10 protein-coding genes and 1 riboswitch are annotated in these 16,857 nt (G+C 29.6%); all 10 genes read right to left on the bottom strand.

Annotated elements, in window-relative coordinates:
- Positions 1–18 precede the first annotated feature (18 nt).
- The 10 genes from BD821_RS02500 to BD821_RS02455 all read right to left on the bottom strand — a co-directional run bounded on the left by BD821_RS02500 (position 19) and on the right by BD821_RS02455 (position 16,855).
- Entirely contained in the window at positions 19–3,318 is a 3,300-nt protein-coding gene (locus tag BD821_RS02500; protein ID WP_242971446.1) for an SNF2 helicase associated domain-containing protein, read from the bottom strand.
- Positions 3,319–3,530: 212 nt separating this feature from the next.
- A complete protein-coding gene (locus BD821_RS02495) occupies positions 3,531–8,327 on the bottom strand; it encodes an Ig-like domain-containing protein (RefSeq protein WP_104409160.1) in 4,797 nt (1,598 codons plus the stop codon).
- Between the two features lie 322 nt (positions 8,328–8,649).
- Positions 8,650–8,836: riboswitch (cobalamin riboswitch) on the bottom strand.
- 233 nt (positions 8,837–9,069) lie between these two features.
- Complete coding sequence (proC, locus tag BD821_RS02490) at positions 9,070–9,882, bottom strand: pyrroline-5-carboxylate reductase (RefSeq protein ID WP_104409159.1); 813 nt, start codon at positions 9,880–9,882, stop codon at positions 9,070–9,072.
- 33 nt (positions 9,883–9,915) lie between these two features.
- On the bottom strand, positions 9,916–12,279 hold the full coding sequence (gene hypD, locus BD821_RS02485; RefSeq protein ID WP_104409158.1) for a trans-4-hydroxy-L-proline dehydratase: 2,364 nt from the start codon (positions 12,277–12,279) through the stop codon (positions 9,916–9,918).
- A 5-nt stretch (positions 12,280–12,284) separates the two neighbouring features.
- Entirely contained in the window at positions 12,285–13,187 is a 903-nt protein-coding gene (locus BD821_RS02480; protein ID WP_104409157.1) for a trans-4-hydroxy-L-proline dehydratase activase, read from the bottom strand.
- A gap of 105 nt (positions 13,188–13,292) precedes the next feature.
- On the bottom strand, positions 13,293–13,853 hold the full coding sequence (locus tag BD821_RS02475; RefSeq protein WP_029452367.1) for a helix-turn-helix domain-containing protein: 561 nt from the start codon (positions 13,851–13,853) through the stop codon (positions 13,293–13,295).
- A 342-nt stretch (positions 13,854–14,195) separates the two neighbouring features.
- A complete protein-coding gene (locus BD821_RS02470) occupies positions 14,196–14,675 on the bottom strand; it encodes a UPF0158 family protein (protein WP_104409156.1) in 480 nt (159 codons plus the stop codon).
- Positions 14,676–14,873: 198 nt separating this feature from the next.
- On the bottom strand, positions 14,874–15,533 hold the full coding sequence (locus BD821_RS02465) for a hypothetical protein (protein WP_104409155.1): 660 nt from the start codon (positions 15,531–15,533) through the stop codon (positions 14,874–14,876).
- Between the two features lie 12 nt (positions 15,534–15,545).
- The gene (locus BD821_RS02460) at positions 15,546–16,088 is read right to left on the bottom strand and encodes a hypothetical protein (RefSeq protein ID WP_029452364.1); all 543 of its coding nucleotides are present in this window, start codon (positions 16,086–16,088) and stop codon (positions 15,546–15,548) included.
- 137 nt (positions 16,089–16,225) lie between these two features.
- Complete coding sequence (locus tag BD821_RS02455) at positions 16,226–16,855, bottom strand: TasA family protein (RefSeq protein ID WP_104409154.1); 630 nt, start codon at positions 16,853–16,855, stop codon at positions 16,226–16,228.
- Positions 16,856–16,857 lie beyond the last annotated feature (2 nt).

The raw sequence follows: 16,857 nt of genomic DNA, 5'->3' as shown, positions 1-16,857 counted from the left end.
ATCCTCCTCATATTAAAATTAGATTTTAAACAAGTCTTCCATATCTTCTTCTGTCATAGTACTTAAGAGTACTTTATCATGATTTTCTCCATCAAGAACACTTTTTATTATTTCTTTTTTCTTTTCCTGAAGATCATAAATCTTTTCTTCTATGGTTCCCTTTGTTATTAGTTTTATTACTTCTACAGTTTTTGTTTGGCCTATTCTATGAGCCCTATCTACAGCTTGATCCTCTACTGCTGGATTCCACCAAGGATCAAAGTGTATTACTAAATCTGCTCCTGTAAGGTTGAGCCCAGTTCCCCCTGCTTTTAATGATATTAAAAATACCTGTGCATCTCCCTCATTAAACTCATTAACCATGCCCATTCTCTTTTTAGATGGTACAGATCCATCTAAATACATAGATTTTATATTACTTTTGTCTAATCTTTCTTTTATACTTTTTAAGATTGTAGTAAACTGAGAAAATAGCAGAACTCTATGACCATTTGAAAGACTTTCCTCTAATATTTCATCTAAGGTAATATATTTCCCACTATCTCCAGTATAATTATCTAAAAAGCTTGAAGGGTCACAACAAATCTGTCTTAGCCTTGTAAGCAAAGAAAGTATCTTAATTTTGCTTCTATTAAAACCCTTCTCCTTTATTTCTTCTTTTATTTCTTCCTTAAAGGAGTTCACATAAGAAACATAAAGCTTCTTTTGCTCTTCTGTCATATCTACTATTACTTTATGCTCTATCTTTTCTGGAAGTTCTAAAGCCACATCTCTTTTAAACCTTCTTAATATAAAAGGTCTTATAAGCTTTAACAGTTCTTTTAATACTATCTCATCTTTATCTTTTACTATAGGTATTTCAAATTTCTTTGAAAATCTTCCTTGAGTCTTTAAATATCCTGGCATAATAAAGTCAAAAATTGACCAAAGTTCTGTTAGTGAATTTTCAATTGGTGTTCCTGTTAATGCAAACCTTTTTTGTGCCTTTAATTCCTTAACGGACTGTGCATTTAAAGATGATGGGTTTTTGATTTGCTGTGCTTCATCTAAAATACATATACTGAATATTATGTCGTTGTATTCCTCTATATCTCTTCTTATAAGTGGATATGAAGTTATAATTACATCATATTCTAATAATCCTTCTCTTTGAATTAGCCTTTCATTTTTACTACCTGAAACCACAAGTATTTGAAGATCTGGTGCAAATTTTTCAAATTCACTAAGCCAATTATATACTAAAGATGTAGGACATACTATTAAAGCTGGAGTATTAAGTGCCCCCTCTTCCTTTTCTGATGCAATATAGCTTATAGCTTGAAAGGTTTTCCCAAGCCCCATTTCATCTCCTAGAATACCACCAAAATCACAGTATGAAAGAGTCTTAAACCACTTAAATCCTATTTTTTGATAATCTCTTAGGTTACCTGTTATTCCTTTTGGTAATTCATAATTCGAATTTTTTATATCTTTCATAGCATTTACTAAATCTTCAAAAGTTTTATTTTTTGAAATAAAATTAAGATTATTAGCCTTTATATTTTCATCTATATAAAGGGAAGCATATTTAGGTAATGTAACCTTACCTTTAGATAATTTATCAGTATCAATATCTAAGGTTTGCATTAGTAAATTAAAATCTTGAATTTCTCCTGAATTTAATGGAAGGATATCACCACTTTTAAACTTATAATATTTCTTTCTTTGTTTCAATGAATTAAATAAGCTTTTAAGTTCTGATTTATCCATGCCTTCAACTTCAAAGTCAAACTCCAATAAATTTGCATTATTTAGTGATATAGAAGACTTGAAACTCTTAGATGACATTACCTGAATATTTTTAAAGCTATCTGAATAATAAACTTCTCCAAGTGAACTTATATTTCCTATTCCTTGGATTACAAAGTCTATTATCATATCTTCATCTTTTAAGTAATATTTATTATTTTCTTTTTCAAACCCCATATTCTCTAAAGTTCTAAGAGCAATATTTTCTTCATTAAGTTTTCTTATAACCACAATAGCCTTATTATCCTCATCCTTATCTTTTAAATCAAATGAGGTATCCCCATATTTAAAAACTACATCACAGCTTACATAGTCTTTATCTTTATCTAAATAAAAACTAATTTCTAAAGTTTCTTCTTTTATAATACTTTCTAAGCTTTCATCTGCTATTATGCTTTCACTTATAAGTCTAAGTTTCGGTATAATATAAGTTGCTACCTCACTGATTTCGCTCTTTTTAAAGTTTATATTGTTACTACCTTGTTTTTTCATAGTTTTATATATAGGCATAAGTGATTTTATCTGATCTTTCGAAGGTAGGTATAAATCCTCCTTATACATATATATCTTATTTTTTCTATCTACGGATTCCGGAATACCTTCATTTAACTTTAAGCTTAATACATCATCAGTCATAGAAATATTAAAATTAAGTGGTATATCCTTAGTGAATACATTTATATTTTTGTAATCTTTTCCTTTAAGAATAGCATTTATTTTCAATCCACTTTTTAACCTTAAAAATCTAATTAACTGTGACTCTGTTAAATAGGCTCTCTTGCCACTAAAAAATATTGATTTATTCACATACATATTGGCATTTACATGATTATTATTATCATATATTTCTTTAATCAGTAAAAGCACCTCATAATCTTCTTTTGAAAAATATTGAGTTTTAGGGTAAAATTCAAATCCTTTTCCAAAATAAATTGACTGTTCATTTAAAAACACACTTTCTATAAATTCCTTTAAATTTTTAACCACATAAAGCCTCTCTAGACCTACCTTAAGCTCCAATGCATATGGTTTATAAAAATCATCGTTAATTTCTATTAATGCTTCCATATTAATAAGTTCATTTGCTTTATAGTTATCCTTTGATTCTTGCCTATAATAATTTAGTAGCTCTGAGCCATCATCTTTAATTAATTCTCTCATTCTACTTTTTTGCGTAGTACCTTCTCTATTAATCTTTATGAATACAGCCGCAATATGCTTACATTTTCCATATTCAGTGAAATCCAAACAGTTGCAGCTAGAATACATAGCCCCATTTCTCCTATTTGTTAAAATATTTACCTTATAATCTTTTAGATCATAAGCTGACTCTACTGTAGAAATAACAGAAAACGTATTTTGTGAATCCTCTAAAACATCAATTTTCCTTACCTTATTTCTGTAATACATATCAAGACCTGTATTATAAACTATATCTCCTAGTAAATCTTTAATGTCATTATCATCAAAACTAAAAATCATAAGTTGCACCTCTATTAATTCCTTAGGTAACTTCCATAAAGTATCCATCTTTAAGGATACCCTTAATATTTAAAATAGTAAATATATATCAGTATGCCTTTTTATATTTCCCTAAATATTTACTTATATTTAGATTTTCTATTATTTACCCTATAAAATTATACCATAAACTATAGCACAATGAATAAATAAAAAATACATACTGATAAAGTTACTTTATCAGTATGTATTTTATTTCCAGCACCCCAGAGGTGCTTACATTAAATTACAGATTGTTTCTTTTGTTTTTTTATGATTATTATTCCAGCTATAATCATAATCATTGATATTACTATCAAAGATTCAAATCCTATGATGTTACCTGTCTTAACAAGTTCTTTTGTATCAATCTTAGATTCAGATTTTCCATCTTGAAGAATCTTTATTGCATTTTCTTTTATATTAACATTGTCTGTCTTTTTAATATTAGCATTTACATCTTCCACGTGTGTGTTATCTGTTTCTTCTTTTAATTCATTGTTTACTTCTGTATTATTATCTTTTTGATCGTCTTTTACTTCTTCTGCTTCTGCTTCATTTCCTAAAAGAGTTATAGATTTATAAACAGATTTTTTGTTATATATATCTCCTAAAGCAAGTGTTGCTTGTTCAGTACTCATTTTACTTTCTGTTCCCCACTCACTCTTAAATTCAAAGTGATCACCAGTTTTAAATGTCAAAAGTGCATCTAAAAGTGTATTACCACTTTTAATCCACTTGTTAGAGAAGATATCCTCTTCATTTGCTATAAGAGCTTGTATCACTGCAGATAATGTATATGGATTTTCATTTCCATAAGATTCAAATCCGCCACTTTCTAATTGCATGCTACTTATATATTCTATAGAAGAATTTATTATTTCTTCTACCCCTTTTATATCTTTATGGTTTGCCAATGCTGTAATAACCATAGTTGTAGTATCTACATCCGAATAATGGCCGTCTTTTGCCATAGATATTATATAATTCACAGCCTTTTCTTTATCATAATCAACCTTTGACATATCTAGTGCAATCATTGCAAATGCTTGCAGAGTTGGCCAATCTTCATCACCATTTGAAATTACAAATGCGCCATTTTCATTTTGTGAAGTTTTAAGCATCTTAACATAATTCTTACCCTTGTAATCTTTTGGATTTTCTCCTGCTGCAATAATAGAAATTATGTTATTTATAGCATCACTAACATTATCCACTTCAAAAACTTCTATCTTATCTTTTACATTTATATTCTTTGATATATTGCGTAATCCTAATGCTTCTCTAAAACTATAAACGTCTTTTTTTTCATAATATCTAGTGATTTCCATTAGGATATCTTCCATTTTTACTTCTAGCTTTTTATCTGAATCTATACTAGATAAGAAATAATCACTACAATGTTCTATTTCAAATACTATATACCCATCCTTTGATGTATGTGGTCCACTAATCTTTTCTATATTATGAGTATCGTCATTATAATAATATAAATAAACAGGATTCACACTATCATACTTCATTGTTATCTTAGCTTTAGCTGGTAATATTCCATTATCTTTAAAGGATAATATTTTAGCATCATTATAATCTTTTAAAATAGATTCTTTGTTTTGGCTATCTTTATTTAAATCAATATTTATAGCCTTTATATTTTCCTTTTTTATATCTTTTGTTTGAAATTCCCATGTCATATCCTTATTTATAAATTTTAAAATTTTACTCTTTCCTAGGGACTTTTCAAATATATCCGAAGAAATGTTTCCATCCTTATCCATACCTATTGTAATATCTTTTACAACTGGATCTTTAATACCTTCACCCACTTTATTTTCATCATAGGTTGTCTCTAAAATTTGCTCCTCTACCGGAAGGGATACTACATAAGTGTTTGGTACAACGTCTATATGCTTATCTCTTTTACCAATCTTTATATTATATATAGCATTTGGTGCTTTAAAATTAACCTTCCCATTATCATCAGTTTTAAAGTTTCCAATACCTTCGATATTAACATCAATGTTTTTCAAAGCTGTCTTATCTTTTTGCTTTAACACAGTTATCTCGTGATTTTCATCTAAAGACTTCACTGATACTACTGGTATATCTGTATATAGTTTAAACTCTTCGTCAAATTCATAATGAGTCATATAGAATACAATCTCATCATAATTAAATTTGCCTTGTGCATCTTTTATATTAGTAAAACCACTTGCTCCTATCATAGGTTGTCTAATATCTAAGCCTCTTTTTACATAATAACTCCACCCAAGATTCTCACTTTGATTTTCTCCGAGTATTCCAGTTACTATGTACCCTTCTCCATTTCCGGTTCCATTAACATTTTCTTTGCCTACAGCCTTCATTAACACTTCAAGAACATTACTTTGGGAAATGCTTGACTCTACAATATTATTAAATAAAGTCTCTTTGTTACCTTCAACTCTTACCCTTATCTTTTCATAAGGAGGCATGTCTACTATAAAACTAACTTCTTTTTCTGATTTAACACCTTCTAGTTCTGCTACAACTTTCAGCGTATATTTCCCTGCCTTACTTATATCGCCACCCAAGAAATCTTTTCCATTTAATGTAGACTTCCAGGTTCCTTCATCTGTTGATATATCTATATTTATAGTTTCTGTATATATCTTTCCTTCTTTTACGCCTTCAACTGATATAACTGCTGGTTCTTTTATTTCACTCATAGAATCATTTTTTATTTCAAATATTGATTCTCCATAATATAGGTCAACTAATGCCCCAATTACATGTGACGTAGCTACCATTTCATATGCTCCACCTTCAAACTTTGCAAAGCCACCATATTTATTATTACCTCTTGGTGCTGCCTTAAATTTCAAAAGTGCATCCAGCATACTTTTATCTTTAATCCATTCCTTAGAAAGAGGATTTATATTATTCGCAACTAAGCCCTGAATTACTATAGCTAAAGCCCTTGATTTATTACCTGATTCAAAGGTTCCGTCAGGTTTTTGCGAAGCTTTCATTGTAGTAATAATTGTGCTTATAGCATTATCAACCCCTTTAATTTCAGGGTGAGAAGCTAATGCTATAAGGGCCATACCATTAGACTCTATATTGCTATAGGTATTACTTGTATTTTTATTATTAAGTATTAAATCTATTAATGCATTAATAGCAAGTTCTTTATCATAATCAGCTTTTGCAGTTTCTAAAGCTATTATAGAATATGCTAGTATAGCAGGCGCATCAATATCTAATTCTTCATTCATTATGAATTGGCCTTGAAACTTTCCAACTTCTTTTCTTTGGGATTTAACTAGCGATTTTATATAATCTTTCTCTTTATAATCTTTAGGATCTTTCCCTGAACCAACCAATGCCAATATATTTTGAGCGTATATCAAAGAGGATTCCCCTCTTTTTATATAAACCTTGTCTAGTATCTTTTGATCTGCATTAACCTTACTTAAGGCAATTGGAACCATAGATTCTACAGTTTCCATTTCATAAAACTTCTTTAAATTTTCAATTTCATTTTTTATTTTTGCCTTATCTTCCACACTTATGTCTTCTAATGAACTAGGCTTTTTAATATTAAAGCTTTTTGCTATCTTTATATTTTCATCATTATCTAGTTGTGCAAATACTGTTATAATACCTTCTTTGCGTGCTTTTAAAAATCCATCGTTATCAATTGAAGCTAGCTTTTTATTATCCAAACTCCAAATCAAATTTACATTTTTAATATCTTCGCCATCCTGGTCTTTTACCATAGATTTTAAAGGTATGCTATCTCCAATTTCTATAGATTCTTCAGTATTTAATATTTCTATAGATTTTGCTACAGGAGAATACACACTTATACTTATATCACTACTTATATCTTCATTCCCTTTTATCGAAGCATGAACATTAGTTGTTCCGTGAATTTTAGCTTTTAATATACCTTTTTCGTCTATGGATGCAATATTTTCATCATCTATAGTCCATATAATTTCATTACCTTGTACTATATCTTTATCTTTATCTAAAATCTTTGTTTCTAAAGATAGAGTTTTACCTTCTTTAATAGAAGTATTAGCTGCTACTATCTCTATAGAATTCGCTTCTTTTTGTTCTTGCTTTACTGTCTTATATGCTGACTTGCCCGTTTCCATACTCTTTAAAGCTAATATTGAAATAGATGTAGCTTCATTCTCTGAAATTCTTATATAACTACTATTAAATATAAATTTGTCTTCTTCTTTAAAAGATAATAGAGCTGTTAAAAGATTTATACCATCTTTAACCCATCCATTAGATAACGGATTTTCTCCTAAAGCTACAAGCGCTTGTATTACCATAGCTGTAGCTACTGCATTTCCTTCCGAATCCGAATCATCATCAGCCAAGGAATTAATTGAAAAACTACCATCATAAAGCTGTTCATTTTTTAAATATTCCTTTAACTCTTCAATTAACGCATTAACACCTTCTACATCTTTATGTGAAGATAAAGCAATTATTGCAAGAGATGTTTTTACAACATTGTCATCAAAACTCTTACCTTCTTCAGATTCTTTTGCAAAGCTCATTAATAACTTAACTGCTGATACTTTATTATATTCAGCCTTAGTCATGTCCATTGCAATAATGGCATTTGCCATATTTTCAGGATATGAATCTTCCTGCTCATTACCTACTACAAAAAGTCCACTTTCTGTTTGTCCATCTAAGACTTCTTTTACATAATTTTTACCTTCATAATCTTCAGGATTCTTACCTGCTGCAACTAAATTTATAATATTCTTTGGATAAGTTTTAAGGCTCTTATATTCATAAATATTTATTTTATTTGAATCTATATTTTCCCCTAATAAATTTAAGGCTAATGTATCATTATCTTCATACTTTGAAAGTGACTTTATATTACCTTTTGTTGTTTCTATAGCTTCTTCTATTAAATCTTCCTTGCCTTCTGCCAAAGCTTTAACCGGAACATATGATATGATATTTAAAAGTATAGAAAAAATTAAAACGATACTTAAAGATTGGAATTTATTTCTTTTCATACTAACACCCTTTCTTTGTTTAAGATTAAAACGATTTTTTAATTTCAGTTTTTAATACCTCCTTATCAGATAAACTCATTTACCTAAATTTATGTTATTTATATAAAAGGTCCTAGTTAAAAGCAAAATGCACCTATCACTTAGCTTTTCACTGTGAATAGGTGCATTAAAATTATTCTATAATAATAAAAAACCTTAGCTTTAAAGGCTAAGATTTAACTAATATATACAAACCCTATATAAATATACTTATAGTATAATAGTAAACTTATATAGAAATCTTAATATCTTGTGTTAAACCTTTAATCGGAAGGCCCCTACTACACTTTCAACTAGTTAGATGTCCTGACTTATGGTTCATAGCATACTTCCGCCTTCCCAGAAAAATAAATTCCAGTGACTTTATAATAACATTGAAGTAGCTCGCCAAATACAGTGGCCGTACCGTCCAGGATTTTAACCTGGTTCCCTTTTAACTTATATAATCTTATAAATTCGTAGTTGATTTAGTCTTATTTAATTTTCTATATCTATTTTAATATATTTAATAGTTTATTCAAAACTTGTTAACTTTTATATAATCAATCTAGCTCTTTGCTATAAGGCCTAACTTCTATTTACTCTTTATATATTAACAATATATTAACGACTAAAAAAAACTCCCAAAGGAGTTTTTTTTAAGTTATATAAACAAGGTTCTAAACTTCTAACGGCATCTTAATTATTTCCATAAATGCATACCTTATTTTAAATTAGACATCTCAATAGACTTTTTAGTACAGTTTCTCATAGCTGAAATAACTGCTGTTCTTAGCCCCTTTTCTTCAAGAGTTGCTACAGCTTCTATAGTTGTGCCACCTGGAGAACAAACCATATCTTTTAAAGCTCCTGGATGCATCCCTGTTTCTAATACCATTTTTGCAGACCCGTATACTGCTTGAGCTGCGAACTTATAAGCTTGGTTCCTTGGCATACCATCTAATACTGCAGCATCCGCCATGGCCTCTATAAACATATACACATAAGCTGGCGCTGATCCACTTACAGCGGTTACCACATCCATTAATTTCTCACCAACTATTTCTGCTTTCCCAAAGCTTTCAAATATAGTAATCATATACTCTAATTCTTCTTTAGTTACCATGTCATTAGGACATATTGCAGACATACCTTCTCCAACAAGTGCTGGAGTATTAGGCATTACTCTAATTACCTTTAACTTTCTTCCAAATGTTTCTTCTGTGCCCTTAATATCTTTTCCCGCTGCAATAGTTACAATTATTACCTCTTCTTTTACTACATCTTTTATTTGATTAATTATCACCTTGTATAAATTCGGTTTTACAGATAATATTAATATATCTGAAATTTTAGCAACCTCATTATTATCAGTAGTTATATTAATATTATACTTTTCTTTAGCTGCTTTTAAACTTTTCTCATTTAAATCTCCAACTATTATGCTATCTGAAGAAACTATATTACTTTTAATAATTCCTCCCACCATAGCAAGTCCCATATTTCCACATCCTATAAATCCTATTGTCTTTTTCATAAATACATCTCCTTATATTTTAACAGAGCTACACTATGCAAAGGTTTGTTCAGTTCTGTCAATTATTTCATTTTGTAATACCTTATCAAGATTATTGAAATAGTCACTATATCCTGCAACTCGTACTATAAGATCTTTGTATTCATCAGGGCTTTTTTGTGCCTCTATTAGTACTTCTTTGTTCACTACATTAAATTGAATATGGTGTCCATCTAATTTAAAATATGACCTTACTAAATCTGCCATATTATTAAGACCCTTTTCTCCCTCTACAACGGATGGTGTAAACTTTTGATTTAACAAAGTTCCACCTGTTTTTAGATGATCCATCTTAGCTGCTGATTTAATAACTGCTGTAGGACCTTTTAAGTCTGCCCCTTTTTCTGGTGAAATCCCTTCTGAAAGTGGAACATAAGCCTTTCTTCCATTTGGAGTTGCTCCTATAACCGATCCAAAATAAACATGGCATGTAGTTGGGAGCATATTTATTTTAAACACTCCACCCTTACCATTTTTCCTACCATCTACTTCTTTAAAGAATGCTTCAAATATCTCCTTCATTACGTCGTCTGCATAGTCATCATCATTTCCGTACTTAGGAGTTCTGTCTTTTAAAAGTTTTAACACATCTTCATGGCCCTCAAAATTGTCCTTTAATGTTTCAGCCAATTCATCCATAGTTATATTCTTTTTATCAAATACTTGATACTTTATAGCTGTTAGAGCATCTGTGATTGTACCTATGCCGACACCTTGTATATAACTAACATTGTATCTAGCACCACCTGCATTATAGTCTTTTCCATTGAAAATGCAATCAGACGTTACAATTGAAAGAAATGGTACTGGCATCATAGTTGCATATATTCTTTCAATAACCCTATTACCTCTTACTTTAATATCAATAAAATGCTTAAGTTGTTTTTTGTATGCTTCAAATAGTTCATCATAAGTTTTAAATTCATTAACATTTCCTGTTTCAATTCCTAACTTTTCACCAGTCATAACATCAATACCATTATTAAAAGTTATTTCTAATATCTTTGGTAAATTAAAGTATCCTGTAAGAATATATGCTTCCTTACCAAAGGCACCGGTTTCAACACATCCACTATTTCCACCACATCTAGCATCTTCTAAAGATTTGCCTGCATTAATAAGTTCTTGAATTACAGCATCAGTATTAAACATAGATGGTTGACCCCATCCTTTTCTTGAAATCTCACAAGCTCTTTTAACAAACTTTTGTGGACTCTTCTTACTTATTTGAACATTTGAACTTGGTTGTAAAAGTTTCATTTCATCTATAACATCTAATAGAATATAACTTACATCATTAATTCCATCTGACCCATCAATCTTCACTCCACCTACATTAATGTTAGCAAAGTCTGTATAGGTTGCACTTTCTTTTAATGTTATTCCAACCTTTGGTGGTGCAGGCTGATTATTAAATTTAATCCAAAAGCATTGTAATAGTTCTTCTGCCTCATCATGAGTTAATGTACCCTCTTCAATTTCTCTTTCATAAAAAGGATTTAAATGTTGATCTAATCTTCCTGGATTATAAGCATCCCATGGATTTAATTCAGAAATAACACAAAGATGAACGAACCAATACATTTGAAGTGCCTCTCTAAAGTTTCTTGGAGCATTTGCTGGAACATGACTACACACCTTAGAAATTTCAAGAAGCTCTTCCTTAGCTACTAAATCAGTTTCTTTTTCTGCAAGTTCTTTTGCATACTCAGAATAACGTTTACCTAGTATCATTATTGCATCGCAAGCTATACCCATAGCTTCCAACTGATTCTTTTTATCTAAAGCTTCATTATCCTCGTTAAAATCAAGATTTTTTATGGACTCTTCAATATCTTTTTTAAAATCTAAGAATCCTTTTTTATATATCTTATCATCACAAACCGTATGTCCAGGACCTCTTTGTTCCATAAACTCTGTAAATATACCTGCCTTATAACAAGCTTTCCATTCTTCTGTCATATTTTCTAATATCTTATGTCTTATTGATCTCTTTTCCCAAAAAGGAATTATAACATCTTTTTGAATCTTTATATCTTCATCTTTGACCTTAAAGGATATATTTTCACGCCTATTCATTATTTCCATGTCAGTAATGGTATGACAACACAATTCTGGATAAGTAGGCGTAGATGCTGGCTCTTCACCTCTTTCCCCAACTATTAATTCACCTTTATTTATGCAAAGTTTCTTTGTAGACATAAATTCTTTCAACACTAAAGCTCTAAGAACTGGTATAGAAACCTTACCTTCATAAAGTTTATATACTCTATCTACTACCTGTGCTCTTTCCATAGAAATACGAGGAACTGCATTTAAACTCTCTTTTCTTAATCTTTCTACTCTGTCAGTTATCATAATTATTATCCTCCTATTTTTACTTTAATCCCTGCCTTGATAAATTTATTTTTTATTTGTTCCATCCTTGCATCAGATGGCTTTTCCATTCCAGATAGCTTATATTTCATGTCTAATCTTTTATATTTATCCATACCCATTTTATGATATGGTAATAAATTAACTTCTATTATATTTAATTTTGACAAATAAGTAACACTCTCATCTATATTTAAATCATCATCATTAATTCCTGCAATAATAGGCATCCTTACAAATATATTTGCACCAGAGTCTGATAACCTTTTCAAATTTTCAAGAATTAATTCATTACCAACCCCTGTGTATTTTTTATGTCTTTTAGTATCCATCATTTTAATATCATATAAAAATAAATCTACATTATCTTTTATTTTATCAAAACTTTCAAAGGATACCTCACCACTTGTATCTACGGCTGTATGAATCCCTCGAGTTTTACAAGCTTTTAATACTTCATCTAAAAAATCTTTATATAACATGGGCTCTCCACCTGAAAATGTTACTCCCCCTCCTGATTCTTCATAAAATACTTGATCTTTTATAATTTCTTTCATAATTTCTTTAACTGATACATCTTTTCCTACGTATTCTTTAGCACTTGTAGGACAAAAGTCTGAGCATTTTCCGCAAAGTATGCATTTGTGTTTATCTGTTACTGGATACCCACCTTTGATTTCAATAGCATTTTCAGGGCATCTTTTAACACATACACCACACCCAGTACACCGCTCCTTAAAAAACAGGATTTCATGTTTTATATTTTGACTTTCTGGATTATGACACCACCAACAATTTAAAGGACATCCTTTTAAGAAAACTGTGGTACGAATTCCCGGACCATCGTGTACGGAGAACTTTTGGATATTTATTGTAGTTGCTAAAGTCAATGAAATCACCTCCCGTAAGTTAAATATGTAACAATAACTCCCTGTGTTATTGAATAAGTCCTAGTATAACCCCACTAATTATTTAATTAAATGTCGCACCAGGCTCTACTTTTTGAGAATATTAGGGGTGTGAACAGCTATAAGCTTAACGGTTTTACTAGTATGGTTAGACCAGTTGTGAAAGGTTTTAGAACTGTAGTGAGCACTATCTCCTGGAAATAATTCAAACTGCTCATGGTTAATAACTAATGTTAGTATACCTTCTATAACATATATAAACTCTTCACCTTCGTGATTATAAGTTTCAACATCTTCCTTACTATTAGTAGGAAGTATTTCTATATATCTTGGCAAAAGCTCCTTATTTTCTATGTCATTAGTTAAATTATAATATATAAATTGGTTGCTATTTATTTGGAATACTTCTTTTTCATAACTACGAATTATTGGCTTTTTGCTTTGATTTGGACTTGATAAAAAATAAGATAAATCTACACCTAAAACTTCTCCTAAATTACTTAAGGTATCAATAGCTATAGTTGTTAATCCTCTTTCTAATTGGGACAAGAACCCAATAGACATTCCAGATTTAACACTTAAATCTTTAAGGGTTAAATTATTTTTAGTTCTTAATTCCTTTATCTTTTTACCTACATCATCCATCATAATCTTTTACCTCATTTCTCTATTTGTATTACTTATACCACGGCTCTAAATTTGAGGTAAAATATAAGTGTGGAGCCTTACCATATTTCATATACATGAAGCATTTTTCACTATATAATATATATATGTCATTTATTTATTATGATGACTCCATTAAAACAAATACATACATTTATATTTCTTGCTCATATCAACCTTATGCCTACGTTGTGGTGTTAAAGGTTTTATCTGTTAATTAATTATATCATAATATATTAAATTTGCTTTGTCTACATCTTTTCATATATTTGAAAACTAATCTTTCTCCATAAAAAAGGGGCCTTGAATATTTTCAAGATCCCTTTATTTTATTAGAATATTATTATTAAAGAGCCAACTTATGACATAGTCTTTTAATTTATGCTCTTCATATTCATGCCACTTATCCAGTTCATGGTGATTCTCAAATAATACACTTTTAAAACTTCTAAAGGCTGAATCACCACTTAAAGCCTCTTTAAGCTTATCTTCAATATCTTTAGAAACCATATTTTCATTTACGAAACTTATCATAACATTATTTATATAGTCTTCTGAAATAGTAGGTATAATTATGTATCTACCATTATTGTCTTTTTTAATTTTAAATGCCTCTTCTAGTAATTCTTTTTGCCATTCTTCTAGTTTTGATTCTTCAAAGCTTCCTTTTGCTATACCCTCTAATTCAGAAGGAATGTTGATAACCTCACCTGTATTAGTATCTAAATATTCCTTCCCTAGATCATCTTCATTAATTGAAAATGATTCTAAAAGTAAATCTAAATCAATATTAAGTTCTTTCATTGCTTTATATACTCCTATTTTCTTAATTTATAATATATTAAATATTACTTTTGCCTCTATAATATTTAATATATTATAGCATATAAAATTATATCTTTACTAATAAATATATACCTACAATTAAAAAGGGACCTAGAATAAGCATATAGGTCCCTTTTAACTTTCATTCTTAATCAGCTTCTAAATCATATGTTTTTATTAATCTTTAGAAGTTAGTTTCATCTGTTCTTTATTTGTTAATAATTTCTCCACTCCAACTAGTATTAAAACTATACCAGCTATGCAAAGTGTAATTAAACTTATGCCGCCTGTTTTAGGAAGTCCCCAAATATTATTTTCCTTAGGCTGCTCAACCTTTTGATTTTCATCTACATTTGCTGTAAATATCCACTGTGACTTAATATATTTATTTTGATACTTATTATCCGTTTCTTCTCCTTGAAGATATACCTCAATATCTATATCCTTACTGTCCCCTTTTCGAAAATCCCCTAAATATAAGTTTTCCTTTGAGAAGTCGCCTAAACTTCCACTATATAATTCTTCATTATCATAATCCACAGTCATTTGAAGCTGTTTAAATAAGTCTCCTTCTATATCTATTTCACTGTCTTTTTTATGGGTTAAATACAACTTAATATTATTATCCTGTGAGTTTTTTATAGTTATTTTAGAGCTTTCAATATCTCCTGGGTCAATATCTTTAATATCAAATAAATCTTCAGAGCTTATATTAAGTCCATTTGAATCACTCTTTAATTCAATAACCTGTGCATATACCTGGGTCTTTACAAGTGCAATCATAAAAAAAGATATTAAAATAAATAATTTTATAACAATTTTATAATTTTTCTTCATAATCCTCCTCCTCTAATTCCATGGAAGGGAATTTAAATTCCATATACTTTTATACATTTCATTAGATGACTGCACCCCTTCTGCATAAACCCTTAATTTTAATCTCTTTCCTTTATAATCTGAAATATTATCTTCTTTATAATCTACATTAATATTAAGTTTTGGAGTTGTAATTTCCCCTGATTCTAAAATACCTTTATAATAATAAAAGTCTTCAGAAAAAATCCACTTCTCCTTTGAAATTTCACCCATATTAATAATTACATTTTCTAAACTTAAAGAGGTATCTATCCACTGACCATTTATTTCTTCTTGCCAAACCGGTATTAATTTAACTCTTACATATGACTTTTTTGTACCCATATTCTTTATCTGAATATCCTTTACCGGAGGATTAAATTCTTCTATAATCTTTATATCTACGGTTCCCGCTTTAAGACTACTTTCAGTTTCTTTAGCATCTGTAAAATATGCCACAGTATTAAACTTAGCACCGATGATTAAAAGAGTTACTATAACTAGTGTAAATGTTAAAATTACACCTTTCTTCTTCATAGCTCCCTCCTTTTTAGATTTATTTTAAAACTATACTTAAGTTATATTCTAAATTTGACCATTACCTCCTCTAATATAAATCTAATTACAACATTATATTATTAGTACGATAATGGTCATATACTATTATCTAAATATTACTTTGCTTTATATCCTTCTAGTTCACTTTTTACTGCATCAGAAATATTCCATGCAGATAATATTGCATCATTAGAAGCTTGTATAGCTTCTACATCTAACTTCATATTAAAGGTATCTCCTTGATAGTCATTTCCAGTTCCTTCTCCATCTAATTCAACCTTTAACTTCATAAGTGCCTTCTCTGCTGTCATATCATTACCATCTTTATCTTTACTTCCATCTAATATCTCTTTGTAATAATAATAAGTATGTTCTTGACCTTCATTTGTTTTGGTTTCTCCCATTACCCAGTTAGAGTCTGGACTTAACTTTACATTCCCAATCATTTCACCCATCTTATCCCAGTTCATTTTAGTAACCTTTACCCTTACATATGCCTTTTTAGTCCCAAGATTTGGAACATCAAAATCAAACACGTCAGAATCTCCAGGATTCCAATTTTTGATTAGTTCTAATTTTTCACCATTCACATCTTTTTCACCTTCTTTTATTCCAACAGCAACTGTACCTGCCTTAAACTTAGCATCAGTTTTAGCATTTCCTGTAAACCATGCTAATGTTACCCCTGCTATTAATGCAACTGATATTGTAACCACTGATAGGCTAGCTATTAATTTCTTTTTCATAA

The sequence above is a fragment of the Clostridium algidicarnis DSM 15099 genome, from assembly GCF_002934235.1.
Lineage (GTDB): Bacteria > Bacillota > Clostridia > Clostridiales > Clostridiaceae > Clostridium_L > Clostridium_L algidicarnis.
This window is presented reverse-complemented; position numbering and strand designations above follow the sequence as displayed.